The 23,360-nt window shown below is 52.3% G+C and carries 27 protein-coding genes; 17 read left to right on the plus strand and 10 right to left on the minus strand.

Annotated features, from left to right (window positions below; translation table 11 throughout):
• The first annotated feature begins 29 nt into the window (after positions 1–29).
• From NF683_RS12440 to NF683_RS12455, 4 genes are all read left to right on the plus strand, one after another.
• Positions 30–647 (plus strand): LysE family translocator, encoded by a 618-nt coding sequence (locus NF683_RS12440; protein ID WP_193068260.1) that lies wholly within the window; start codon positions 30–32, stop codon positions 645–647.
• Between the two features lie 124 nt (positions 648–771).
• Positions 772–1,311 (plus strand): YaeQ family protein, encoded by a 540-nt coding sequence (locus tag NF683_RS12445; RefSeq protein ID WP_253920149.1) that lies wholly within the window; start codon positions 772–774, stop codon positions 1,309–1,311.
• Between the two features lie 196 nt (positions 1,312–1,507).
• Positions 1,508–2,497: a lipid A deacylase LpxR family protein gene (locus NF683_RS12450; protein WP_253920150.1), complete on the plus strand. Its 990-nt coding sequence runs from the start codon at positions 1,508–1,510 to the stop codon at positions 2,495–2,497.
• A 179-nt stretch (positions 2,498–2,676) separates the two neighbouring features.
• Positions 2,677–2,994, plus strand: a complete 318-nt coding sequence (locus tag NF683_RS12455; RefSeq protein ID WP_089038811.1) for a DUF6693 family protein — start codon at positions 2,677–2,679, stop codon at positions 2,992–2,994.
• Positions 2,995–3,204: 210 nt separating this feature from the next.
• On the opposite strand, the gene NF683_RS12460 is transcribed toward NF683_RS12455, so the two are convergent.
• On the minus strand, positions 3,205–3,435 hold the full coding sequence (locus NF683_RS12460; protein ID WP_089038810.1) for a DUF2798 domain-containing protein: 231 nt from the start codon (positions 3,433–3,435) through the stop codon (positions 3,205–3,207).
• 161 nt (positions 3,436–3,596) lie between these two features.
• Positions 3,597–4,460, minus strand: coding sequence for a glutathione-dependent disulfide-bond oxidoreductase (yghU, locus tag NF683_RS12465; RefSeq protein ID WP_089038809.1), 864 nt, complete (start codon positions 4,458–4,460; stop codon positions 3,597–3,599).
• Positions 4,461–4,614: 154 nt separating this feature from the next.
• Here yghU and NF683_RS12470 point away from each other — a divergent pair, with 154 nt between their 5' ends.
• The gene (locus tag NF683_RS12470; protein WP_253920151.1) at positions 4,615–5,310 is read left to right on the plus strand and encodes an aspartate/glutamate racemase family protein; all 696 of its coding nucleotides are present in this window, start codon (positions 4,615–4,617) and stop codon (positions 5,308–5,310) included.
• Here the strand turns inward: NF683_RS12470 and NF683_RS12475 are convergent.
• Together NF683_RS12475 and NF683_RS12480 are read right to left on the minus strand one after the other, a co-directional pair.
• A complete protein-coding gene (locus NF683_RS12475; RefSeq protein WP_193060485.1) occupies positions 5,307–5,732 on the minus strand; it encodes an organic hydroperoxide resistance protein in 426 nt (141 codons plus the stop codon). The genes NF683_RS12470 and NF683_RS12475 overlap by 4 nt on opposite strands.
• Positions 5,733–5,904: 172 nt before the next feature.
• The gene (locus tag NF683_RS12480) at positions 5,905–6,354 is read right to left on the minus strand and encodes a MarR family winged helix-turn-helix transcriptional regulator (protein WP_089038806.1); all 450 of its coding nucleotides are present in this window, start codon (positions 6,352–6,354) and stop codon (positions 5,905–5,907) included.
• Positions 6,355–6,603: 249 nt separating this feature from the next.
• Between NF683_RS12480 and NF683_RS12485 the strand changes: the two genes are divergently transcribed.
• From NF683_RS12485 to NF683_RS12510, 6 genes are all read left to right on the plus strand, one after another.
• Positions 6,604–7,677, plus strand: coding sequence for a TRAP transporter substrate-binding protein (locus NF683_RS12485; protein WP_089038805.1), 1,074 nt, complete (start codon positions 6,604–6,606; stop codon positions 7,675–7,677).
• A 72-nt stretch (positions 7,678–7,749) separates the two neighbouring features.
• Complete coding sequence (locus tag NF683_RS12490) at positions 7,750–8,376, plus strand: TRAP transporter small permease (RefSeq protein ID WP_089038804.1); 627 nt, start codon at positions 7,750–7,752, stop codon at positions 8,374–8,376.
• 2 nt (positions 8,377–8,378) lie between these two features.
• Positions 8,379–9,659, plus strand: a complete 1,281-nt coding sequence (locus NF683_RS12495) for a TRAP transporter large permease (RefSeq protein ID WP_089038803.1) — start codon at positions 8,379–8,381, stop codon at positions 9,657–9,659.
• Between the two features lie 12 nt (positions 9,660–9,671).
• Entirely contained in the window at positions 9,672–10,196 is a 525-nt protein-coding gene (locus NF683_RS12500) for a gluconokinase (RefSeq protein ID WP_089038802.1), read from the plus strand.
• A 132-nt stretch (positions 10,197–10,328) separates the two neighbouring features.
• The gene (gntR, locus tag NF683_RS12505; protein ID WP_089040895.1) at positions 10,329–11,324 is read left to right on the plus strand and encodes a gluconate operon transcriptional repressor GntR; all 996 of its coding nucleotides are present in this window, start codon (positions 10,329–10,331) and stop codon (positions 11,322–11,324) included.
• Between the two features lie 93 nt (positions 11,325–11,417).
• Entirely contained in the window at positions 11,418–12,263 is an 846-nt protein-coding gene (locus NF683_RS12510) for an MOSC domain-containing protein (RefSeq protein ID WP_089038801.1), read from the plus strand.
• Here the strand turns inward: NF683_RS12510 and NF683_RS12515 are convergent.
• Complete coding sequence (locus NF683_RS12515; RefSeq protein ID WP_089038800.1) at positions 12,217–13,122, minus strand: DMT family transporter; 906 nt, start codon at positions 13,120–13,122, stop codon at positions 12,217–12,219. The two genes, NF683_RS12510 and NF683_RS12515, sit on opposite strands and share 47 nt — an antisense overlap.
• 238 nt (positions 13,123–13,360) lie before the next feature.
• Here NF683_RS12515 and NF683_RS12520 point away from each other — a divergent pair, with 238 nt between their 5' ends.
• Positions 13,361–13,783 (plus strand): OsmC family protein, encoded by a 423-nt coding sequence (locus tag NF683_RS12520; RefSeq protein WP_038482328.1) that lies wholly within the window; start codon positions 13,361–13,363, stop codon positions 13,781–13,783.
• Between the two features lie 391 nt (positions 13,784–14,174).
• The gene (locus tag NF683_RS12525; RefSeq protein ID WP_089038799.1) at positions 14,175–15,140 is read left to right on the plus strand and encodes a L,D-transpeptidase family protein; all 966 of its coding nucleotides are present in this window, start codon (positions 14,175–14,177) and stop codon (positions 15,138–15,140) included.
• On the opposite strand, the gene NF683_RS12530 is transcribed toward NF683_RS12525, so the two are convergent.
• The 4 genes from NF683_RS12530 to NF683_RS12545 are packed head-to-tail and all read right to left on the minus strand — an operon-like array spanning position 15,133 to position 18,718.
• Complete coding sequence (locus NF683_RS12530) at positions 15,133–15,837, minus strand: response regulator transcription factor (protein WP_232471495.1); 705 nt, start codon at positions 15,835–15,837, stop codon at positions 15,133–15,135. The genes NF683_RS12525 and NF683_RS12530 overlap by 8 nt on opposite strands.
• On the minus strand, positions 15,834–17,366 hold the full coding sequence (locus NF683_RS12535; RefSeq protein ID WP_089038798.1) for a PAS domain-containing sensor histidine kinase: 1,533 nt from the start codon (positions 17,364–17,366) through the stop codon (positions 15,834–15,836). Before NF683_RS12535 ends, NF683_RS12530 begins: the two co-directional genes overlap by 4 nt.
• Positions 17,367–17,372: 6 nt before the next feature.
• Complete coding sequence (locus NF683_RS12540) at positions 17,373–18,062, minus strand: 2OG-Fe(II) oxygenase (RefSeq protein WP_193061563.1); 690 nt, start codon at positions 18,060–18,062, stop codon at positions 17,373–17,375.
• Positions 18,059–18,718: a CoA pyrophosphatase gene (locus tag NF683_RS12545; protein WP_253920152.1), complete on the minus strand. Its 660-nt coding sequence runs from the start codon at positions 18,716–18,718 to the stop codon at positions 18,059–18,061. The genes NF683_RS12540 and NF683_RS12545 overlap by 4 nt, the downstream gene beginning before the upstream one ends.
• Positions 18,719–18,812: 94 nt before the next feature.
• Between NF683_RS12545 and NF683_RS12550 the strand changes: the two genes are divergently transcribed.
• On the plus strand, positions 18,813–19,370 hold the full coding sequence (locus NF683_RS12550) for an NUDIX hydrolase (RefSeq protein ID WP_089038795.1): 558 nt from the start codon (positions 18,813–18,815) through the stop codon (positions 19,368–19,370).
• A 60-nt stretch (positions 19,371–19,430) separates the two neighbouring features.
• On the opposite strand, the gene NF683_RS12555 is transcribed toward NF683_RS12550, so the two are convergent.
• Complete coding sequence (locus NF683_RS12555; protein ID WP_172422519.1) at positions 19,431–19,742, minus strand: NGG1p interacting factor NIF3; 312 nt, start codon at positions 19,740–19,742, stop codon at positions 19,431–19,433.
• A gap of 95 nt (positions 19,743–19,837) precedes the next feature.
• Here NF683_RS12555 and NF683_RS12560 point away from each other — a divergent pair, with 95 nt between their 5' ends.
• The 3 genes from NF683_RS12560 (at position 19,838) to NF683_RS12570 (ending at position 23,337) form a co-directional block, all read left to right on the plus strand.
• Positions 19,838–20,794 carry a sugar-binding transcriptional regulator gene (locus NF683_RS12560; RefSeq protein WP_089038793.1) on the plus strand — a complete coding sequence of 319 codons (957 nt, stop codon included), beginning with the start codon at positions 19,838–19,840 and terminating at the stop codon, positions 20,792–20,794.
• Positions 20,795–21,045: 251 nt separating this feature from the next.
• The gene (locus NF683_RS12565; RefSeq protein ID WP_089038792.1) at positions 21,046–22,368 is read left to right on the plus strand and encodes an ABC transporter substrate-binding protein; all 1,323 of its coding nucleotides are present in this window, start codon (positions 21,046–21,048) and stop codon (positions 22,366–22,368) included.
• Between the two features lie 78 nt (positions 22,369–22,446).
• Positions 22,447–23,337, plus strand: coding sequence for a carbohydrate ABC transporter permease (locus NF683_RS12570; protein WP_089038791.1), 891 nt, complete (start codon positions 22,447–22,449; stop codon positions 23,335–23,337).
• The last annotated feature ends 23 nt before the right edge of the window (positions 23,338–23,360 follow it).

Genomic DNA, 23,360 nt, shown 5'->3' on the forward strand with positions numbered 1-23,360 from the left:
CTATCTTAACTCTCTATGGAGTTACCACGATGCAATGGGCCGCGTTTATCCTCGCCGCGCTTGGTTTTGCTTACCTACCCGGACCTGCGATGTTGTACACCGCAGCGCAAACGCTGGGGCGAGGCCGACGAGCAGGCTGGTTAGCGGTTATCGGTGTGCACATCGGTTGCTATGTCCATGTTATTGCTGCCGCGCTAGGCTTAGCGCTACTGTTTGCGGCTATTCCGCCAGCTTACATAGCGATGAAGGTCATCGGTGGGCTTTACCTGCTCTGGATGGGGCTGCGCCTCTGGAAGCAGGGCATCCGCTCCCATGGCGATGAAGTTCCACTGGCAACCACTAAGCGCGTACTGCGTGACAGCTTTCTGGTTGAAGTGCTCAACCCTAAGACGGCGCTCTTCTTTGTGGCCTTTCTACCTCAATTTGTCCAGCCTGACAGCGCCATACCGGTGGCTTGGCAGCTGCTTTGGCTCGGTATCGCCACCAATGCGTTGTTCTCTTCGGCAGATGTCATGGTGGTGCTGCTGGCTAGCCCGCTGCGGGAGTGGCTACAAAAGTCCCATGGCTCCTCCAGATTGATTCAACGTATTGGCGGCGGCGTATTAATGGGATTAGGAGGCAATACCCTAGCTCAGGCGGCGCGTTAAGAGTGGCTTTATATCGACGGATTTAATTTCCCATCCTGTGCTTTACTTATTCACAGCGCTTCGGATATGCCCTGTGTTTCGATAAATCCGCTACACTGACGCAAATTTTAGATGGATATTTCCAATGGCGTTGAGTGCTACCCCTTACAAAGTTGATGTCAACCTGACCGACCTTGATCGCAATGTCTATGAGACGCTGCGTTTTACCGTGGCTCGGCACCCTTCTGAAACCGAAGACCGGATGTGCGCACGTTTAATCGCCTACCTATTGTGGTACAGCGAAGCGCTCGCTTTTGGTCGTGGCCTTTCCGATGTGGACGAACCCGCCTTGTGGGAAAAAAGTTTGGATGGCCGCGTGCTGCACTGGATAGAAGTCGGCTTGCCAGATGCCGAGCGTCTTACTTGGTGTTCACGCCGTGCGGAGCGGGTGTCACTATTAGCTTATGGGCGGGTAGATCTATGGGAAAGCAAAGTGCTACCGGCGGTGGCGTCGCTCAAAAATGTACATGTAGCGGGTCTACCGCAAGAGGCACTTGCTACTATCGCAGAGGGTCTGCCACGGTCCATTAACTGGGCAGTCATGATCAGCGACGGCTCGCTGTTCATTACCGATGAAAATGGGCAGCATGAAGTAACTCCTCAGTGGCTTCTCCGGGATCGTTAGAAAGTTCAAAGCTAGCGAGTAGTCATGCATGGTGGGGCGACGTTTTTTTCACGACAGGATGTCGAGATAGGCATTGAGTTCGCGATGTAGATAGCAAGAAAGTACGCTTGCTATCTATTCGTGCCATTACATACAATCATTCATGTTTGTTAATAATTGATCGCTCTTGCTTTCCCCAATACTCAAGGATTGAGCCGTGAATAATACCTCTGCTCTAGGCAGGAAGGTGCTGCTTGTTATTTTACCGTTAAGCCTAATGCCCGCATTGGCCGTGGCTAGCGATAGCTCCTTGTCGGTAAAGTTTGCAAATGATGGCCTTGCCAGCAGCGATGACGGCCACTTTACCAGTGGCTTTGAGCTTAACTGGACCTTTGCGCCGCAAGAAGCAAGTTGGGTGCAACGCCTTGCGACAGCGCTGCCCGATAGCCTTATCGGCCAAGCGGATAGGGCGTCTTACCGTTTGATTCACCAGATTTATACGCCGAACAATATCGAGCGCCGCGCGTTGATCGAGGATGATCGCCCTTATGCAGGTCTTGTCTACGGCGGAGTGTCGCTCTATGAAGACGTGCCGATGGGGCAATGGACGCAAGCGACCGATTTACATCTCGATATTGGGCTCGTGGGGCCATCCTCCCTTGCTGACAGTATTCAGCGCGAAGTACACCTAGTCACCGATAGCGATCGTCCTCGAGGCTGGCAAAATCAGCTGGGCGATGAGGCGCTGGTGAATTTAACCGTTCGTCGCCAATGGTGGAGTGACATACCGCTAGCCGGTAAACAGTTCTCCCACGGGCCCAGTGTGGGGGCAGCGTTAGGCAACTTATATACCTATGCTAGTGCTGGCTATAGCGTACGCTGGGGAGATGGTGCCGAAGGTATTCCTGCGCTGACACCCAACCCGGGTAGCCGCCATCTAATGAGTGGCCATCGTGGGTGGCAGTGGTATCTGTTTGCAAATGTAGAAGGCTATTACATGGCGCAGAACCTAACACTGGATGGTAATACATTCAGAGATAGCCACTCCGTTGACCGTGAAGAATGGGTAGCTGAAGCCTCCGCAGGACTTGCCATGGCCTGGGAAGACTGGCAAATAACCTATGCTGCTGTTCAGCGTACTCGTGAGTTTGATGGACAAGATGAGCAGGACAAATTCGGTGCGATTACGTTAACGAGACGTTTTTAGAGTGGTGATAAACAGACGCGATAAACAGAAGTAATCAACGTATTATCGATACGCCCGTCAGTATGACGAAACGGGGTGTTTCCTCTTGTGAAATACACTTATGCAATTAACTGCGCTGACGGGAGTAGTCGACAGTGGTAATCTGCGGCACTTTGTTTCTTAACACTTAAGGACGCACCGTGAATATTAAAGCGAATCTCTCTATTCTAGATATTGTTGGCCACTTGCTGATTTGGGTCGTGCTAACGATTATTACTTTCGGGATTGCACTGTTTTTCTTCCCCTACTCGTTTTCACGCTTTGTGATTAATCGTACTTCAGTGGTGGATACAGCAACAGGCGTAGAACGTAAGATGGTGTGTGATATCAATATTTTTAGCAATATTGGTCATATCATTTTGTGGATGATTATCTCAGTTTTGACGCTTGGGCTTGGATATATTTTTTATTTCTATCGTGTTTGGAATTACGCACTGAATAACTCTCGCGTCCAGTAACTAGAAGAAGTGCTGCTTTCAAAGGCTTTTGCCACTCAGCGGCTCAATCGTTAGGGAGATGAAAGCCAGGTTTCTGCCCAGTTCTTGCCTCAGGTAGTAGCGCTAGAGCTGGGCTGACAAGGCTTTTATTGTTCTGAGCGCTTTGTCGATGAAGGGAAGTGCCCCTGTGGTGCCTCAGTAGCGCCTAGTCTGGATGGTTTGTATAGATGGTTAGTGTGGATGCTTAATAAGTACCTTAACCAATCGCCGTACAATAGGCGATACGAGGTTAATTACCGGTAGAGCAACTGCAAAAGCAAAGAGCCATGCTTTCAGCCAAACAAAGACAATGCCTTCAATGAAGCCGACATTGTAGAGCGTAATCACCAGCGACATAATGCACGACATAAACAGTGCCATTAAGAAAGAAAATATCAGCTGGGCGTATTTTGGATCAAACATGGGCTGCCTCTGTCAGACACACTATGAATAATGAAGTAAAAATCGCTAACTAAATCAGGATCGATAATGCAGTAAAGAGCGGTAGTGGAATACGGTAAATCGCCATCCTTAGCGATCGTTAGCCAATGCGGCCGCCTTACCGGTTCACAGTTGTCCTGGGTTTAACGTTTATCTTCGGTCTTGTGATCAAAATCACTGGCATCGTGACGCTCGTGGAGCTGTTCGCCAGGCTCTCCCCAGGTGCGGTTAACCATTCGGCCACGTTGAACGGCAGGACGTGCGTCAATCTCATCGGTCCAGCGTAAGACATTCTGATAGGTATGGGCGTCTAAAAACTCAGCGGCTTCATACACGCGGTTTTTTACCAGTGCGCCGTACCATGGGTGAATCGCCATATCTGCGATGGTGTACTCATCACCCGCCATAAAGCGGTTATCTGCTAAGTGACGATCCAATACATCCAACTGACGTTTCACTTCCATGGTATAGCGATCAATCGGGTACTGGTATTTTTCTGGTGCGTAAGCATAAAAGTGACCAAAGCCGCCACCCAGCATGGGCGCGCTGCCCATTTGCCAAAATAACCAGGATAGGCACTCGGTCCGCTTCGCTGGGTCGTTGGGTAAGAACGCAGCAAATTTCTCAGCTAAATAAAGCAGAATCGCACCTGACTCAAAGACCCGCTGGGGCGGAGTGGTGCTGTGATCCATTAGCGCTGGAATCTTAGAGTTAGGATTTACCTCAACAAAGCCGCTGCCAAACTGATCACCTTCGCCAATTTGTATCAGGTGAGCATCGTATTCCGCTTGTTTAATACCCTGTTCCAGCAGCTCTTCAAGCATTACGGTGACTTTCACGCCGTTTGGGGTTGCCAGAGAGTAAAGCTGTAGCGGATGCTTGCCCACGGGTAATACTTTCTCGTGGGTCGCACCAGCAACGGGGCGATTGATGTTAGCGAATTTTCCACCGTTACCAGGTTCCCATTTCCAAACCCGCGGTGGCGTATAGGTCGTGTTGTCGCTCATGATGTCCTCGCTATTCCTACAATAAAAAAGGGCGGTGCGGCGACTCACCCGAAATGTTGCGGCTACTAAGGCGTTATGGGGCCTTAAAATGTGGGTACAAGGATAGTGGGTTGTTAGTCTGATAATAAATAGTTATTTACCATGGAGAAATGTGATGCGGACTATTGGCGTATTAGGCGGTATGAGCTGGGAGTCGACACAAAGCTATTATCAGGCGCTAAACCAAGGGATTAATCAGGCTCTGGGCGGTTTTCACTCAGCGCAGATTGTGATGGTAAGTGTTGATTTTGCTGAAATAGAAACCTTGCAGCAGCAGGGCGATTGGCAAACTGCTGGCCAGTTACTCGCAAGCGCTGCCAAACGTATTGAAGAGGCTGGGGCAGAGTGTTTACTGCTGGCCACCAATACCATGCACAACGTCGCGCCTGCGATTGAAGCCGCTATTCAGATTCCCTTTTTGCACATCGCCGATGCTACCGGGGAAAAGTGTCAGAGTGATGGCGTGACTCGGGTTGGGTTGATAGGCACCCGTTTTACGATGGAGCAGGACTTTTACAAGGCGCGCTTAAAAGAGCGCTTTGGGATTGATGTCGTCATTCCGAATGAGCAAGAGCGTGCCGAGGTGCACCAGGTCATTTTCGACGAGCTATGCCATGGTCATATCCACGCCTCATCGCGTGAGCGTTATCTGGATATTATGACGTCGCTACACCAGCAGGGCGCCGAGGCGATCATTCTAGGTTGTACCGAGATAGCGCTGTTGGTTGAGCAGAAACACACCCAGATAGCGCTTTATGACACCACCGCCCTGCACGCAAGCAAAGCGGTGGCTTGGGCGCTAGGTAATTAAACCAGCGTCAGAGTGACATCGATATTTCCGCGGGTAGCGTTGGAGTAGGGGCACACAATATGGGCTTTATCGACCAGTGCTTGGGCAACGTCTTTTTCCAAACCAGGCAAGCTAATTTTTAGCTCAACTTCAATGCCGAAACCGGTAGGAATGGCGCCAATACCGACACTGCCATCGATCTGGGTATCGTCGGACAGTTTAACTTTTTCCTGGCTGGCGACGTGCTTAAGAGCACCTAAAAAGCAAGCAGAGTAGCCTGCAGCAAACAGCTGTTCGGGATTGGTGCCTGCACCGCCGGCGCCACCTAGCTCTTTGGGTGTGCTGAGCTGAACATCCAGCGCGCCGTCAGAGGACTTAGCATAGCCCTCGCGGCCGCCAGTGGCGTGAGCATGTGCGCGGTAAGCAACAGTTTCAATAGACATAGATTATTTCCTAAACTTGGTTGTTATGGACATAGTTCTTATGGACATAGTTGTTATGGGCATGGCTGTTATGAGCCAAACGTGTGTTTGGGGGTTTAATTTAGTGCAGCTTTATTTTGCGCGCAAGTGAATGGGTGAAGAAATTACCTACCCGGCCACAACGTTCAGCTGGTTACTTGACCTTAAGTAAGTTTTCGCGCAGTTGGACTAAATCCTCTTTCAGTTGGTTGAGTGCTTCAACCGACTTTTCGCTGGCGTTGACCACACAGCTGGGAATATGGCGCGCCTGTTCACGAAGCGAGCGGCCTTTATCGGTCAGGAATAACTCGACGACACGTTCATCTTGCAGGCTACGCTGCCGGATAAGTAGCTGATCACTTTCAAGTCGCTTTAGTAGCGGCGTTAACGAGCCAGGATCTGTAAGTAAGCGTTTGCTTAGGGTACCTACTGTTAGGCCATCTTCTTGCCACAGTACCAGCATGGCGAGGTATTGCGGGTAAGTGAGCCCCAGCTCTTTGAGCAGAGGTTTATAAACTTTGGTCATCATCAGTGATGTTGAATACAGCGCAAAGCAGAGCTGGTGATCTAGCTCTAATTCGCTACAAGGGTCTAGCGCTGGCATGTCGGCTCCAGGACAGGGTGCATAACGCGTAATGTAGCGCGCGGGGAAGTGAGTAGCTATCCCTAGACGTTGGTCGTAAGTTGGACGTTTTGTTTTGACACCGAGTGCTGCGATAGCTAGCCTTCACGTATCGGATGTTACCGGTAACAATTTGTTGAAACATAAACCGCAAACCTAATGGCCGATACGATTCGATAGCCTTTCGGTAAATAGCCAACCAACAACAACGACTATTCTGGAGATAACGTCATGACAACGATTTGGCGCAGCACGCTTACTCTGGTCGGCGCGACCACTCTGACTTTTGGCATGGCACATGCTCAAGGCCCTGAACTTTCTGATCCGCCCGCGATTGAAGGCGACGTAGTGGCTGACCACGGCAGTCACACCTTGCGTATGGGCATTGGCCTGTCCGAAACATCGCCGCAGTTTCTCTCTAGCCAGTACTTCGGTGAAATTCTTGAGCAGCGTACCGATGGTCGTATTACGGTCAATGTTTTTCCCAACAGTCAGTTGGGCGACGATGTCCAAATGATGGAAATGCTGCAAACCGGCACCTTGGATATGACCTATCCTTCAAGCTCGGCAACGACTGGGTACGTGGAGGCACTGTCAGCATTTGATTTGCCGTTCCTACTACCGAGCCGAGAAGCCGCAGTGGCTGTTATGCAGAGTGACGTGGCTCAGGGAATGTTGGATGCGTTTGAGGGTACAGGCTTAAAAGCGCTGACGTTCTCTGAAAACGGCTATCGTCAGCTGTCTAACAGTGCACGCCCTGTCGAATCACCAGAAGATGTGGCTGGCCTGGATGTTCGCGGCCTGAGCGTACGCACTATGCAAAACCCGGTTCACCTAGCCATTTGGGAAGCGTTAGGTGCCAACCCAACACCAATGGCCTTCGGCGAGCTATTTTCGGCGCTTGAGCAAGGCGTTGTGGACGGCCAGGAAAACCCGTGGAGCACCATCCTTACCTCTAACTTCAATGAAGTGCAGGATTACGGCACCGAAACACGCCACGTTTATACGCCATTTATCATGATGCTTTCCGAGCGTACCTGGAACCGCATGGCACCTGAGTACCAAGCACTGGTGCAGGAAGCCGCCCGACAGTCGGCTGAGTACGAAATCCAACTTTCTGCCGAATATGACGACTGGTCGCGTGAACAGTTAGAAGCACGCGGTATGCAAATTACCCGCTTAGATGATGACCAGTTAGCCGCTTTCCAAGACGCCGTGCAGCCTGTTTATGAAGAGTGGGCGCCGCGTATCGGTGAAGATCTGATCGCTGAAATTCAGCAAATCGTCGAAGACAGCAGCCACTAATCTGCTACGTATAGCGCACCATCGGGCAGGCCCACACGCCTGCCCGACTTGTCAGTGCCCCTCGGAGTTCTTATGACTACCTCCTCTACTCCCCCAAACGTGGTGACCTCTACAGCACCAACGTTGGAAGATCCGTCGGTTTATTTGAACGACCCTAATCGCAAGCTGCTTGAGATTGATACTGAGACGCGTCGCGGTCCTGCGCTGTTCCGCTGGTTAACACTCGCTATGGAGTATTTGATTGGCGCTATTTTGGTGGCGCTGATTGTCGCGGTTTCCAGCAATGTCGTTGGCCGCTCTGTGTTCAACCACTCACTGCCCTGGGTCGATGAGTTGGCGCGCATGCTATTTATTTGGCTGGTCTTTATCGGCGCAGCGGCGGCGTTTGCACGCTATGAACATATTGCTGTTGATGCGCTGGTGAGGCGTTTGCCGTTACGTGTCGCGCACATGCTCTATTGCTTACAACACCTGATTATTAGTGGGCTGATGCTAGTGATGATTTGGGGCGGTTATCAAGTGCTCACGCGCTCAAGTGGACGCTCCGCGATCATGGGCGTACCGCTAAGCTTGGTCAGCCTGTCGTTGGTGTTGTGCGTTATTTTTATCGCGGCGGTATCGCTCTGGCGTATGTGGGTCAGCGTGGGGGTTATCCGTCAACCACATCGCCAATCGGCTGACTTACCAGGGGAGCGTTAATCATGCTGTGGATTTTTCTAGCCATATTATTGGCGTCTATTGTGATTGGTTTGCCGATTGCGTTTGGCCTAGGGGTAGCAGCCTTAGTCATGGCGGTGCTGTCTGATATCCCGCTATCGATTATGATTGAGCAGTCAATTCGTGGCGTAAATAGCTTCCCGCTGCTGGCGATCCCCTTCTTTATTCTCGTCGGCGAAGTGATGAGTAATGGTGGTATTGCACGACGCTTGATGGAGCTTGCTGGCGCCTTAGTTGGCTTTATGCGCGGCGGACTTGGTCAGGTAGCGATTACCGGTTCGATGTTTTTTGGTGGGATCAGCGGCTCGGCGGTTGCGGATACCGCAGCGACTGGCGCAATGATGATCCCATCGATGAAACAGCAAGGTTACACCGCCGCAAATGCCACGGCGATTAACACCGTGTCGTCGGTGATCGGCATTATTATTCCACCGTCTATACCGCTTATTTTATATGGCATTGTTACCGAGACGTCGATCAGTCGTCTGTTTATCGCGGGGATTGTGCCTGGCCTGTTAATTGGCGCCGCGCTCATGGTGACCACCTTTATTCTGGCGAGCAAGCAGGGTGGCGGCGTTCGCCAATTCCGCTGGGATCGGTTGTGGAAAGCGTTTAAGGATGCCTGGTTAGCGCTGGTGCTCCCTGTGATCGTTATTGGCGGCATTATTGGCGGCGTGTTTACTGCCACTGAAGCCGCTGTGGCTGCTTTGCTTTACTCGCTGTTCATTTCTTTGCTGGTATACCGTGAATTTAAGCTCAGCGAGTTGGGCGGTATGTTAATTCGCACCGCAAGGCTCACTGGCATGGTGATGATGTTGTTGGCTTTTGCCACCGTTATTGCGTGGTTTCTAACCATTAACATGGTTCCACAAACCTTAGTGCGCCAAGTACAGGCGATTACCCAGGAGCCGTTTTTGCTGCTGCTGATCGTGGCGGGGCTACTGCTATTGGTGGGGTTTGTAATGGACCTAACGCCAGCCATGGTGATTATGGCGCCAATGCTTGCACCGATCGTGACATCGGTGGGTGTTGATGCCGCTTACTTTGGCGTTCTAATGGCCTTTATTTTAGGCATTGGGTTGTTAACCCCGCCGGTTGGTACCTGTCTGTACGTTGGGTGTGGTGTCGGCAAGGTGTCTATGGAGTCCCTGGTAAAAGCCATGCTGCCTTACTACGCCGCCTTGATCGTTGTTCTGGTGGTGCTGATTGCGTTCCCTGGCATCGTTACTTGGCTGCCTGACCTCACCGCCGTGCGCGGCAATTGATAGGAGCATCGAGTGAATAAGCCATCACATCGTATTCTTGTCATGGGCGTTTCTGGATCAGGGAAGTCGCATATCGGACAGCAATTAGCAGCAGCGCTGGGCGCAACGTTTATTGACGGTGACGACCATCATTCACCGGCCAATGTGGCGAAAATGGCCAGCGGCACGCCACTCAATGACAACGATCGTCGTGACTGGCTGGCAACGCTTGCTGACTTGTTCGCGGCTCATAAAGCGCGCAATGCGTCCGTGGTCATCGCCTGTTCCGGCCTTAAAAAACGCTATCGGGATCGCCTGCGCGAAGGTGACCCTGCGCTGCATGTTTTATATCTAGAAGGAAGCCATGCGCTTCTGCGTGAACGGTTAGCAACCAGGGCAGGGCACTTCTTTAAAGGTGATAATATGCTGGCAAGCCAGCTCGCCGATTTAGAGCCGCCAAGCAGTGATGAAGCGATGACCGTCTCCATTGCGCTATCGCCTAGCGAGATTGTCGAGCACTTTACGGCGGCGCTAGCGCCTACGCTACGCGTTCATTAGGCTAAAGGATGGGATAGGCGAGGGGCCGTACTATTCGCTATGGTATGGCCCCTGCGCATTTTACAGACCTGTATTTAGTAGGCTTACGTACTTAACAGACTTACGCACTTAACAGAACAGTCAGTGACGCCATTGAAGAAAAAACGCCCGACATTACAAGATATTGCTGATCGCGTTGATGCGACAAAAATGACCGTCAGTCGCTGCTTGCGAGACCCTGAAACGGTATCGGAAGGGCTTCGCGAACGTATTTTTAGCGTTGCTGAACAGATTGGCTATATTCCCAATCGGGCACCAGACCTGCTTTCTCGGGCAACCAGCCACTCTATCGGCGTGCTGGTACCATCGCTGACCAACCAGGTATTTGCTGATGTCATTGTCGGTATCGAAGCGTACACCGAGCCTGCCGGTTATCACTTAATGCTGTCTCACTACGGTTACAGCCCTGAGCTTGAAGAGCGTAGTTTGGCCTCGCTGCTCTCTTATAATGTGGATGGGGTCATCTTGTCTGACCGCGATCACACTCCGCGTAGTCTGCGGATGTTGGAGACAGCCGGTATTCCTATTGTGGAGATTATGGATACCCGTCGCCCGCCACTGCAGCAGGCGGTGGGCTACGATAACGTGCAGGCCGCTTACGATATGGTCAGTGAGATGATTCGCCGTGGCAGGCGTCAGGTGATTTATCTGGCTGTGCGTCTGGATGAGCGGACACGCCAGCGTGAGCAAGGCTATCGCCAAGCTATGGAAGAGCAAGGGTTAACGCCGATAACGCTGCAGAGCAGTCAGCGCTCTTCCTACAGCGTCGGGGCGGCGCTCATGCAGGAAATTCAACGAGATCACCCTAGTGCCGATGGTGTTTTCTGCACCAACGACGATGTTGCGGTGGGGGCTTACTTTGAGTGTTTGCGCCATGGCATTAATGTCCCCGAACAGATGGCGATTGCTGGGTTTCATGGCCACGATGTCGGCCAGGCGATGAGCCCGCGCCTTGCTAGCGTTATTACACCTCGGCAAGCCATTGGGGAAGCCGCTGCGAAAGCGCTATTGTCGCGCATTCGTGGCGAAGTACCTGAACACCAAATCATGGATTTGGGGTATCGAATTGAGACGGGTAAAACACTTTAGCTTCAGGGTGGCTAGCGGCGAGCCAGCAAACTCGATAGGCTGTTAATTAAAGATTGGTCATTAAAAAATCGCTATAGAGAGCATGAGACCGCCGTGAATATTACCCAACTCATTGTCTACCCGGTTAAATCCTTAAAGGGAATTAACGTTACTCAAAGTGAACTCCATGACCATGGGTTAGCCTGGGATCGACGCTGGATGCTGGTGGATGCCCAGCAGCGTTTTGTTACTCAGCGCCAGCTACCACAGCTTGCCACCATCGCGGTCGAGTTAACCGATCAGGCATTGGTACTATCTCACCCGAAGGTAGACCCGATCGCGATTCCCCTTGAAGACCCCCAAGGTAATTTGCGCCTGGTAAAAGTGTGGAACGACCACTGCAAAGCAGTGCCAGAAAGCGAGGATGTATCGCACTGGCTTGTGGCGGCATTGGGCGAGCAAGCACAAGGCATTAGCTTAGTGCGCTTTGCTACCGAGTTTACGCGTTCTGTTGAAGAAGATTTTCTGGCGGGAGGCGAGGCCCATACCTACTTTTCTGATGGCTACCCTTTCTTGATAACCACCACCGGCTCTCTGGATGCCTTGAATCAAGCGCTTGTTGCCAATGGGCAATCCTCTGTGCCGATGAACCGTTTTCGGCCGAATATTGTGGTCGATTGTGATGATGCCTGGGCGGAAGACCAGTGGGCCACACTCGCGGGCCAGAGTGGCTATGAGCTGACGCTTCGCAAACCCTGCCAGCGCTGCAAAATTACCACAGTGGACCAGCAAACCGGCACTGTGCCGCAACAGGCAGAACCACTAAAAACGCTGCTTTCCTTAAACACTCAGCCTCATCTTAAAGGCGCGCATTTTGGCCAAAACGCCACGCTAACTGCCGGGCAAGGTAGCACTATTCGTGTGGGGGATGAGGTGGTGCCAACGCGCCGCGCGACCTAAGCCTTAATAGTCCGGTAGCAATGGCGGTGCCTGCTAGGGTAATGACCATGCCAGCCACCACTTGAAGACTCAGCGTCTCATTAAGTAGCAAGTAGCCCCATAGCAGTGCGCTGACAGGGACCAAAAAGGTGACGGTTGAGGTCGCTGTGGCCCCTGCGCTAGCTAATAGGCCGAAATAAAGTAGGAAGGCTAATGTGGTGCTTAGCATCGCCAGCGCCAGGGCGTTACCCCAGGCGAGCACGCTGACAGGCTCGCTAGGCCAGAGCAGCAAACCAGGTACCAGTAACACCAGGGCTGACATCGCGCTACTACCAGCCGCCAACACGCGGCTGGGTAGATGACTCAAGCGTGTTTTCGAGTAGTTACCAGCAAGTCCGTAGCAAAACGTGGCACCGAGTACCGCAACAATAAACCAGCCGTCGCCGCCTAGAGTGAAGTCTAGCCGGTCAGCAGACAGCACATACACACCCAGTAGCGCTAGTGCGAGACCAATGTACTGCTGACGTTGGATGGGAGTGGCAAAAAAGGCGGCGCCTAGTAGGGCCGTGAAAATCGGTGTGGTGGCGTTTATCAGCGAAGTAAACCCTGCCTCTAAGCGTGTTGTCGCTAACGCCAACAATGAGAAAGGCAGCACATGATTCATCACACCCAGCAGGAGTAACGGTCCTTTGTGCTGCCAGATCAGCCGCAGGTAGCGCAGGCTCAGGAGCAGCGGCACCAAGAGCAAAGCACCAACTCCCATCCTGACTAACACTAGCGGAATAGCACCAAATTCTGGCGCGGCGACACGCATAAAAATAAACGATAGTCCCCATAGGGAGGAGAGCAAAACCAAACGCAGCGCATCAGCCGATGACATGATGTGTCCTTAGATTCATTGCGGCGACCATAGGTGTGGTGAGTGCCATAGTGCTGCTCAGCTTAACGATAAAGCGTTGGAAAGCGAATAGCGTATAACAGCTAAGCAGTAGTATAGACATGTTGATCGAGTAAATTCGGCAGCGGCGCCAGAATCAGCTACGCTGATTGAGTTGGCGGGCGCAGTGACTGCGTCCTAAAACGAGATGACGCTAACTATCAGAGGAAAGGAGAACGGAATGGATAGTAAAGCAAGCGCACGTTGGGAAGGTGGACTCAAAGATGGCCAGGGCAATGTGGCGACGGAAAGTGGAGCATTGGATGCTGGCTATTCGTTCAAACAGCGCTTTGAAGGAGCACCCGGCACCACCCCGGAAGAGTTAATTGGCGCTGCCCATGCAAGCTGTTTCTCAATGGCGCTTTCGATGATTCTTGGAGAGAAAGGCTTTACCGCTGATGCTATTGATACCAATGCGCGCGTAACGCTTTCACAAAGCGCAGATGGTTTCGATATTTCCAGCATTCATTTGGACGTTGTTGCCAGCGTAAGCGGTGCCGATGACGCTGCTTTTCAAGAAGCTGCTGAAACAGCTAAAGCGAACTGCCCTGTTTCCAAAGTATTAAATGCTGACATAACTATGGACGCAACCTTAAAGGGGTGATTCGAACGCCAGATAACGCCGAAAAGCGCTGCATGTATGCAGCGCTTTTTTATGATTTTTTCTGGGTACGCAATAGCCGCTTTAGGCATTTATGAAAAGGCGTTTATGAAAGATAGATGCTATGCACTGTCTAGCAATGCTAATGAAGCACGCATAGTTAAGATCAAATTAAATGGACATCAGCGTTAAACCAGGGCGTGTTAGATTTATTAATAAACGTTAAAATCACTCTCAATGAAACGTCTCACCCACGTTGGTCGTTGAGATTGCTGCGACAGTCTGTCGAATTGACCCATTCAGACCGCTTGTTCATATTCGTACGCAAATTGCCCCCACAGTGGCTTGCTTAACAGCAGGTAGCGCCTTGGGGCTATATAATAAAGGAGACCCCATGACAGTTGCCGCACGGTATCAAACGCTTCGACAGGTTAAAAAATTGTGGGCTAGCAGTGTCGCTTTGGGAGCTTGGTTGTTTGCATCCAGTGCCGTTGCCAGTGAAAGTGAATTACCCAAAGGCCACTTTTTGCTCCCTGATGAAGGGAATATGGTGGGCGAGGTGTATACCGTTACGGCGAAAAAAGAGGATACCCTGCTCGACATCGCTCGCGAGCATAATGTGGGTTACGAAGAGATTCGCATGGCCAACCCGGATACCAGTATTTGGATACCAGGCGAAGGTACTGAGGTGACAATACCCGGCCAATATATTCTGCCAGACGAGCCGCGTACTGGCATTGTGATTAATGTTGCTGAGCTTAGGCTTTACTATTACCCAGAGGTAGAAGAGGGCAAGGCTCCGCGGGTCGAAACGTATCCTATTGGTATTGGTCGCGATGCGTTCAATACGCCGCTGGGCATTACTAAGACCACCATGCGTCTTGAGAATCCGGCATGGTATCCACCCGAATCTATTCGCCAAGAAGCTGCTGAACGCGGTGATCCTGCGCCCGCGGTTGTTCCTCCTGGTGAAGATAATCCATTAGGGCAATACGCTATTTTGCTGGATATCCCTGGCTACTTAATTCATGGCACTAATCAGCCTGACGGTGTTGGCATGCGCGCTAGCCGTGGCTGTATTCGGATGCACCCAGAAGATATTGAATCGGTATTTTGGCGTATTCCAGTCGGCACGCAGGTAAACATTATCGACAGCCCCGTTAAGGTGGGCTGGGGGAGTAACGAAAATGCCTATGTTCAAGCTTTTACGCCCACGGATGAACAGAGTTTTGGAATGGAAACGCTGTTAGAGGTGGTTAGCCTAATTGAGGCTCACGAGGGTGATGAGCACGGCATTGATTACGAGCAGGTGCGTAATGTGCTGGAAAAAGCCAATGGCCAGGTTGTGCCACTTAGCTAGGCCGTTCGCTATCAACATGGGGGGCGCTGAGCGAGGAAACGAGCTCCAGCGCCACCGCTTGCCGCACCAGCTCTGCCAAATTTGCAGCGTGCATGGCCTTCATGGCTCTTAACCGATAGACCTCGACGGTTTTACCGCTAATCTCCATGTGCTCGGCAATTTCACGACTGGTCATTCCTTCTGCTACATGAATCACAATGCGCTGCTCTTTCGGGCGTAGCGATTGGTAACGTGTTCGCAGCATTGCCAACTGCTGCTGAGCGCGCTGCTGTTGGTGAGCGCTGCCCAACGCCTGTTGCACGCTGTCAATCAGCTGCTGGTGGTTAAACGGCTTTTCAATAAAATCAAATGCGCCGTTCTTTAGTGCAGCCACTGCCATGGGGACATCGCCATGCCCTGTCATCATAATGACCGGCAGGGTAGCGCCTTGGTCAACCAGCTGCTGCTGCACTTGCAGTCCACTCATGCCTGGCATGCGAACATCAAGCAGCAGTGCGCCCAGTTTATCGTGCTGACTTGCTAAGAATTGTTCGCCGTCATGAAACGCTTGAGCGGTTAATCCGACGGACTCAAGCAGCCAAACCAGCGATTCACGCAATGCTTGATCATCATCAACAACCGCAATGGTGGCGGTAGACTGTCGTTCAACACTACTGGTCATTACTGGCCCCTGTTGATGCACTGATTGCGCAATCATACTGTTTCTGTGCGAAGTGTGATGTCAAAGCATGCGCCTTTCGCGTTTTGCTGGGGGCGCAGAGTCAGCGCCCCGCCCATGCTCTCGATTAGCGAACGGCTAATTGCCAAACCCATTCCCAATCCTTCATCGCGGGTGGTGAAAAAGGCATCAAAAATGGTGTCTTGATGGTCTGGCGCTACACCTGGACCCTGGTCTTCAACGCTAAGGGTCAGCTGTCGATTGCCGCTTTTTTGCGCGGCAACGATGACCTGATCGGCATCAGGGAAGTCACGGCTCGCGGTTAGCGCGTTGAGCAATAGGTTAACGATTACTTGCTCAAGGGCAATAGGGTCCGCATAAATACGTGGCAGCCCGTGGGGCAATTGCTGAATAAGCTGAACGGAGGCCTGCTTATACTGCCAGTCGCACAGTTGAAAGGCGGCGGCAATGACGTGTTCAAGTACTAGGGGTCTGACACAGTGGCTGCGTTTACGCACAAAGCTGCGCATATGGCGGAGTCGTTGGGCAAGACGCTGTACTTGCTCATCAATGCGGGCCAGTGGCAGCTGTAGTTCGCTGGCGGGTAAGTTAGGCGTATGCGTCGTTTTCAAAAGGGCGCCACTGGTGTAGTTGGCGATGGCACCAAGGGGCTGATTGAGTTCATGGGCAATATTAGACGCAAGCTCTCCGGCGGCGGCTAACCGATTGGCATGGGCAATTTGTTCTTGGTGCCGACGTGCCTGGGCTTCGGCCGCTTTACGCACGCTAATATCGCGATTAATTAAGGCAAAGTGCCCAGGTTCCGCCCCGCGGCTGCGGTGGGTAAGCACGACACTGAGCACAGGAACCGAGCCGTTTGTGCTGAGCATTTCCAGCTCGCCGCTCCAGGAGCCATAGCGTTCCACCGCCGGAAAGACGACCTGTTCCAGCAGCGCCAACGAGTCACTAGGGTAAAGCGCTGACAGAGCAACTTGCATGGCATCGCGCGGGAGTGAAAAACAGCGTCGAGCTGCTTCGTTGGCGCTGAAGATATGGTGGTTAGGCCCTAAAAAAAGTACGTAGTCAGTGGTAGATTCGACCACCTGCGCTAAACGCTCTCTTGTGGCTTCGGCATGGACTCGGCGGCTCACGTCCCGAGAGACGCATAAAATATCAATTAGCTCGCCTGTGGCAGCATCTCGGCGGGTTCGGCTGGTGGTTTCAAACCAGATGTAGTGACCTGCCTTAGCCCGAAACCGATACGTTTGCTGATAAAAACCGTCGTGATAGTAGACCCGAGGTGATTTGTTTAGCAGATCACTTAGATCAGCAGGATGAAACAGCTGATAGGCCGATACGCCAATCAGCTCTTCGGGTTCGTACCCTAGTAAGTCTCGCGCCGCTTGAGAGGCATATAAAAAAGTACCGTCGCGGGCATGGCGAGATATCAAGTCAGTGGTACTTTCTGCCAGCCACTGATAATGACGCTTCTCTTCTTCCAGCACTGCATTTTGCGCTTCTAGGGCTTTGATTCTGGCGCTTAATGTGGCTTCGTTACTGGTGTCCATAGTGTTTCAACGCGCCGGGTCGAGCACGCCATCCAGCGAGGCGTTACGCCTAAACCAGCCAGCGATGCTGGCACGCGGATGCTGGGTTGGCAGCACCTCGTGGGGAATGGTTTCGGATAAAAAGCAGGCGAACGTTCCTGCTTCAGGCACTACGCGGGCGACTTCCAGAGAAGGGGTGTCGGGGTGATAAATGACCATCTCTCCGCCGCCATCTAAGGGCCACTGAGGGTTTAAGTAACCGACGGTTGAAATAACCCGGTTAGCTCGCCCTCGAAAACTGTCTAAGTGGCGTTGATAAAACGCGCCTGGCGGGTAGTGGGCAAAGTGAGCTTCATACTCAAACAACCCCAGGAAAAGCGCTTGATTGAGAGATAGCTGGAGTTCTGCCATGGCGTCAAGATAGCGGCGCTGGGCTGCGCTTTCTCTATCCAACCAGTGAATGGCATCGCCGCGAATATCTTTGCGAAGGTGATGTTCTTTGCCGCGGCCAATGCCAGCCTCATCAAGCACATCGTGTTCGGCCATATGGTGCAGCTCTCGGTGCAGCGCTTGGCAAAGATCAAGGTCTATCACGTTGTTACCCACGTACCAGCCTTGCTCAACAAGCGCATCAACCAGTGCAATATGGGCGATAGGGTTGATCGCTGGGGGGCTATTGCCATTGGGTAAAGAGTTTGGCGCTGCAGAGGCAATCATTTCATGGTTCTCTTAGTCGGCATGCGAGTTGCTTTTGGTAGGCGACTGCTTCTCTCAGGATAGTGACGTAACGCCCCTGGTGGGCGCTGGTAAAGGTCAATTGGCATACCAAACCCTTCCGCCAGTAGTTCTACCAGCATCATGGCAGAAAGCCCCCAGATCACGTGGCCGTCGACATGGTAGCTAGGTACGTAGTGAGCAACGCCATCTACCGTTATTACATCGGTGTGGGTGCGCTTGTCGTCTAGAAAATGGCTGAGTGGCACTTCGAAAATGGTGTCTAATTCTGAGGGATCTGCTACCAACGGTAAATCTGGCGGAATAATGCCGACCCATGGCGTAACTCGGATGCCATGTAGTGAAATAACGTCTGATAACCTTCCCAAGGGTTGTACAAGGGAAGGCGCTAGCGCAATCTCTTCTTGTGCCTCGCGAAGAGCCGTAGCATAGAGGTCGGCATCGCAGGCCTCGCGTTTGCCGCCGGGAAATGCCACTTGGCCACTGTGAGTGCTGAGATGGCTAGCTCGCCGTGTAAACAGCAGTGTGGGCGATGGACGCTCAACAATAGGCATTAGCACGGCAGCCTCGGGCATTACAACGTGGTCTAGCCGTTGGGGGGAGTGCTGTTGCAGTTGTTTGCGCAGTTTCTCTAACATAGGGCTTCCATTTACTTTGTTCTCTTTTACCCAGCAGCGGTTATTGACGTCAAGTACGTTAAAGCCTTGCCCCATCAGCCATAGAGAAAACGCGATGAATTTTTGTAGTCAGTGTGGTGAAAAAGTCCGTTTTGCTGTTCCTGAAGGCGATGACCGTTCGCGCTATTTATGCGATGCCTGTGGCACTATTCATTACCAGAACCCGCGTATTGTGGCGGGGACGCTGCCGGTGATTGACGATAAAATATTGCTGTGTAAACGGGCGATTTCTCCGCGCAAAGGGTATTGGACACTCCCCGCGGGCTATATGGAAAACGCCGAAACCACTCAGCAGGCCGCCGCACGCGAGACCTGGGAGGAGGCCGTTGCAGAGGTCAAACTGGAGGGGTTATACACGCTGATTGATCTGCCTCATATCAATCAAGTGTATATGATTTTTCGTGCAGAGCTTCTCGGTGGCTTTAGTGCAGGCCCTGAAAGCTTGGAAGTAGCGCTGTTCGAAGAGCATGAAATTCCTTGGGACGAGCTTGCTTTTCCAACGATTGAGCGCACGTTGCAGCACTTCTATGAAGACCGTAAAAATGCGCACTACCCGCTGCACATCAGCTCGATTACCCCTGAAGATAGGGAGCGATATTTTGGCAGTGCCTAAGTTTTATTGGCATTTAGGCGTTGCTAGCAAGGTGATTTATTAAAGCCTTGTATTACTGAATTACAGGTCGGCCAATTGCCAAACATCATAGGCCACCTCTTCATAGGGGTGGGCTAACTTTAATGCCGCAATCGCTGCCCGTATATACTCATCGCGGCAAACAAGTTCAACCTTCACTTCTTCGACAGTTTCCAGTGACCCTACGTGTCCAATATGGGGGTGGGCGCCCTCTAGCGGGCGGAACTGGCCGGTACCGTGGGTTTGAAAACAGCAGGCCTCATAATCACCAAGTCGGCCAGCTCCTGTCTCAAAGACCGCTTCTTTAACACTCTCGGCATCTTCAACGGGGACAAAAAAAGCAAGCTTGTACATAGTCATCTTTATCCTTATTAATAAACCATGGCGCAAGAGCCCTAGTGAAGGCGTTGTGCGACAATATTTCAAATTATAGGGCAGTGAGTGTGTCAATGGATAAGTTTGAGGTGAAGCTTGATCAGGCGGCCAGAGCCGCTTGGATGTCTTATGTCGGCGGTATGACTCAGGATGAAATTGCCAACCAGTTAGGGGTTTCTCGACCCGGTGTCCAGCGCCTGTTAGCACTCGCAAGGCAAGAAGGGTTGGTAAAGGTCCATATTGACCATCCTATTTCTACCTGTATGACATTAGGCAGCGTGCTTCGCGATCATTTCGGCTTGGCGTATTGCGATGTTGTACCCGCCGATAGCCAGGCACCTGAAAGTGCTGCGTATTATTTAGCTGTTGCAGGTGCTGAACGGATGGCTCGTTTGGTGGAGCGCAGCGATCCATTAACGCTGTCTTTGGGGACTGGGCGCTCGGTTCGGGCTGCGGTAGAGGCTCTTAGCCGTATTGAGCGGCCCCAACATCGCTTTGTTTCTCTGGTAGGGAATGTTGCCAGGGATGGTTCGGCTAACCGCTACGACGCGGTCATGCTGCTGGCGGATAAAACGGGTGGCGAGCGCTTTTTACTACCTGCACCCGTGGTAGCGGAGTCGTTAGTCGAGAAAGAGGCCATGCTGACACAGCGCCTGTTTAAGGCGATTGCCGATGTGGCGAGAGAGTCTGAAGCTGCCTTTATTGGAGTCGGCAGAATTGACCGGCAAGCCACGCTGTTTCAAGACCACTTCATCAGCGAAAGTGAGCTAGATGAGCTATTAAGCCTTAAAGCAGTAGGTGAGTTGCTGGGCTGGCCGCTTAACGACCAGGGAGAAGTGATTGATTGCTCAATAACACGGCGAGTGACCAGTTTGCCTCTAGAGCGGTTCGGTAAGCATCTTATGGTGGCAATAGCGGGTGGGCACGATAAAGCGCCCGCCATACGGGCAGCATTGCGAGGAGGCTGGTTAAAAGGATTGATAACGGATGAAATTGCGGCGAGACAAATCGTTAACACTATTGCTCAATGATTTATAGCGCAGTGCAACATGCAAATAGCTGAATGAATTAGCATAAAGTCTAAAAGGGTAGGCTTTGCTTTTTTTTGGCTTTCGTACGATCATTTGATCGACAGTTGATCAATTTGATCAGTTTGGCTGCGGTGACAATAGCGACATTGCCAGTAACCACAGTCCTTAATAACCACAGCCCTAATAACGACAATTCCAGTAATCGCTGTGCCGATAAAAACAATGCCAATATTTGCCAAGAGGAAAGCTGTATGCGTCTTGCCCGTCATTTACCCATCACGACCCTAGCGGCCGCTATTGCGGTAGCTGGCCAAGCCCACGCTCAAACAGAAATCACCGTTGCCACGGTAAACAATAACGACATGGTCATCATGCAGAGCCTGACCGATGCCTTTGAGCAAGCGCACCCGGATATCACTCTGGACTGGGTCGTGCTTGAGGAGAATGTGCTGCGTCAGCGTATGACCACGGATATTGCCACCGGTGGCGGGCAGTTCGATGTGATGACTATCGGTACTTATGAAGTGCCCATCTGGGCAGAACGTGGCTGGCTTGAGCCGCTGGAAAACTTGCCCGATGACTACAATGAAGATGATTTGCTGGCATCGGTACGCGATGGCCTAAGCCTAGATGGCACGCTGCACGCCCTGCCGTTTTATGCGGAAAGCTCCATGATGTACTACCGCACCGATCTGTTTGAGCAGGCTGGCATCGAGATGCCAGCGCAGCCCACCTGGGAGCAGGTGCGCGACTGGGCCGAGCAGTTACACGGTAGCGAAGAGAACCTGGCAGGTATTTGCTTGCGCGGTAAGCCGGGCTGGGGCGAAAACATGGCCTTTGTCTCGACGCTGGTGAACACCTTTGGCGGCCGCTGGTTTGATGAGCAGTGGAACCCGGAGCTTAACTCCGAGGCCTGGAACAATGCGATTGCGTTCTATGTTGACCTGCTAAGCAACTACGGTCCGCCCGGAGCCAGCTCCAACGGCTTCAACGAAAACCTGGCGCTCTTTTCTCGTGGGAACTGCGCCATGTGGGTTGATGCCACCTCGGCAGCAGGCAAGCTCTACGATGAAAACGAGTCGGACGTAGCAAGTACGCTAGGCTTTGCGCCAGCACCCATCGCCGAAACCCCTAAAGGCTCTCACTGGCTGTGGTCCTGGGCGCTGGCGATTCCCGCTTCCTCTGAGCACAAAGAAGCAGCACAGCAATTCATTACCTGGGCGACTTCACAGGAGTACATCGAGCTTGTTGGTGAAACGAACGGCTGGACCAGCGTACCGCCGGGGACTCGTGAATCCACCTACGCCAACGAGCAGTACGTTGATGCCGCGCCATTTGCCGATTTTGTACTTAACGCCATACAAGAAGCTGATCCTACCGACTCCAGCCTAGAGCCAACCCCCTATGTCGGCGTTCAGTTTGTAGGTATTCCAGAGTTCCAGTCGATTGGTACGCAAGTGGGCCAAACGATTGCCGCTGCCTTGACCGGTGACACCTCAGTAGCTCAGGCGCTTGATAGCGCTCAGCGAGCCACCGAGCGCACCATGCAGCGGGCAGGCTACATCGAACGTTAATGCACTCTTGCGTCTGCCCAGTTATGGGCAGACGTATTTCAGTGGTTCTAGCAGGTCTGTTTTCTTGCAGGTATTTCCATGAATAGAACACGTGCTTCCGGCCGAACGGTCGGCGGGCTAAGAACGCTTTCGCTTCAAGCGCCCGCGGTATCGCTGCTGCTGCTCTGGATGATCGTGCCCCTGGGCATGACGATCTGGTTCTCTTTTCAGCGCTATAACTTACTCATGCCCGGGATGACCGGCTTCGCCGGGCTAGAAAACTATGAATACTTGCTGACTGACCCTGCCTTGTGGTCGGCGATGGGCACCACCCTGTTGCTGGTAGGGTCGGTACTGGTGATCACAGTGGTGGGCGGCACGCTGCTCGCGGTGCTGTTCCAGCAGGAGTTTGCTGGGCGTGGCATTGCGCGCGTGCTGGCGATTTCTCCCTTCTTTGTTATGCCAACGGTGAGCGCGCTGGTATGGAAAAACATGATGATGCACCCCTCTAACGGGGTGTTGGCGTGGCTGGCGCAGTCGCTGGGGCTGCCTGCACTGGACTGGTTCTCATCGCTACCGCTGACCTCCATCATCATTATTGTGTCGTGGCAGTGGCTGCCGTTTGCACTATTGATCCTGCTCACCGCCATGCAGTCGCTGGATGAAGACCAAGTGGAAGCAGCGCGTATGGATGGTGCCGGGCCACTGGCGATTTTCTTCTTCATTACGCTGCCGCACCTAAAGCGTGCCATTAGCGTGGTGATCATGATTGAAATGATCTTCTTGCTGACGATTTTTGCCGAAATTTTTGTCACCACCTCCGGCGGGCCGGGACTCGCGACCACTAACTTAGCCTATTTGATCTATATCCAAGCGCTGCTGGATTTCGATGTGGGCTTGGCCTCAGCGGGTGGGGTGATCGCCATCATTCTCGCCAATATCGTCGCGATTTTCCTTGTCCGTATGGTCGCTAAGAACTTAGAAGACTAACCCCGGTGACAGGGCGTCTTGGG

The organism is Halomonas sp. MS1 (genome assembly GCF_024182575.1).
Classification (GTDB): domain Bacteria; phylum Pseudomonadota; class Gammaproteobacteria; order Pseudomonadales; family Halomonadaceae; genus Vreelandella.

What these genes read in the sequence shown, in the direction of transcription:
- NF683_RS12440 (WP_193068260.1), top strand. Translation starts at nt 30, where the DNA reads ATGCAATGGGCCGCGTTTATCCTCGCCGCGCTTGGTTTTGCTTACCTA.
- NF683_RS12445 (WP_253920149.1), top strand. Translation starts at nt 772, where the DNA reads ATGGCGTTGAGTGCTACCCCTTACAAAGTTGATGTCAACCTGACCGAC.
- NF683_RS12460 (WP_089038810.1), bottom strand. Translation starts at nt 3,435, where the DNA reads ATGTTTGATCCAAAATACGCCCAGCTGATATTTTCTTTCTTAATGGCA.
- yghU (WP_089038809.1), bottom strand. Translation starts at nt 4,460, where the DNA reads ATGAGCGACAACACGACCTATACGCCACCGCGGGTTTGGAAATGGGAA.
- NF683_RS12470 (WP_253920151.1), top strand. Translation starts at nt 4,615, where the DNA reads ATGCGGACTATTGGCGTATTAGGCGGTATGAGCTGGGAGTCGACACAA.
- NF683_RS12475 (WP_193060485.1), bottom strand. Translation starts at nt 5,732, where the DNA reads ATGTCTATTGAAACTGTTGCTTACCGCGCACATGCTCACGCCACTGGC.
- NF683_RS12480 (WP_089038806.1), bottom strand. Translation starts at nt 6,354, where the DNA reads ATGCCAGCGCTAGACCCTTGTAGCGAATTAGAGCTAGATCACCAGCTC.
- NF683_RS12485 (WP_089038805.1), top strand. Translation starts at nt 6,604, where the DNA reads ATGACAACGATTTGGCGCAGCACGCTTACTCTGGTCGGCGCGACCACT.
- NF683_RS12490 (WP_089038804.1), top strand. Translation starts at nt 7,750, where the DNA reads ATGACTACCTCCTCTACTCCCCCAAACGTGGTGACCTCTACAGCACCA.
- NF683_RS12495 (WP_089038803.1), top strand. Translation starts at nt 8,379, where the DNA reads ATGCTGTGGATTTTTCTAGCCATATTATTGGCGTCTATTGTGATTGGT.
- NF683_RS12515 (WP_089038800.1), bottom strand. Translation starts at nt 13,122, where the DNA reads ATGTCATCGGCTGATGCGCTGCGTTTGGTTTTGCTCTCCTCCCTATGG.
- NF683_RS12520 (WP_038482328.1), top strand. Translation starts at nt 13,361, where the DNA reads ATGGATAGTAAAGCAAGCGCACGTTGGGAAGGTGGACTCAAAGATGGC.
- NF683_RS12525 (WP_089038799.1), top strand. Translation starts at nt 14,175, where the DNA reads ATGACAGTTGCCGCACGGTATCAAACGCTTCGACAGGTTAAAAAATTG.
- NF683_RS12530 (WP_232471495.1), bottom strand. Translation starts at nt 15,837, where the DNA reads ATGATTGCGCAATCAGTGCATCAACAGGGGCCAGTAATGACCAGTAGT.
- NF683_RS12535 (WP_089038798.1), bottom strand. Translation starts at nt 17,366, where the DNA reads ATGGACACCAGTAACGAAGCCACATTAAGCGCCAGAATCAAAGCCCTA.
- NF683_RS12540 (WP_193061563.1), bottom strand. Translation starts at nt 18,062, where the DNA reads ATGATTGCCTCTGCAGCGCCAAACTCTTTACCCAATGGCAATAGCCCC.
- NF683_RS12545 (WP_253920152.1), bottom strand. Translation starts at nt 18,718, where the DNA reads ATGTTAGAGAAACTGCGCAAACAACTGCAACAGCACTCCCCCCAACGG.
- NF683_RS12550 (WP_089038795.1), top strand. Translation starts at nt 18,813, where the DNA reads ATGAATTTTTGTAGTCAGTGTGGTGAAAAAGTCCGTTTTGCTGTTCCT.
- NF683_RS12555 (WP_172422519.1), bottom strand. Translation starts at nt 19,742, where the DNA reads ATGTACAAGCTTGCTTTTTTTGTCCCCGTTGAAGATGCCGAGAGTGTT.
- NF683_RS12560 (WP_089038793.1), top strand. Translation starts at nt 19,838, where the DNA reads ATGGATAAGTTTGAGGTGAAGCTTGATCAGGCGGCCAGAGCCGCTTGG.
- NF683_RS12565 (WP_089038792.1), top strand. Translation starts at nt 21,046, where the DNA reads ATGCGTCTTGCCCGTCATTTACCCATCACGACCCTAGCGGCCGCTATT.
- NF683_RS12570 (WP_089038791.1), top strand. Translation starts at nt 22,447, where the DNA reads ATGAATAGAACACGTGCTTCCGGCCGAACGGTCGGCGGGCTAAGAACG.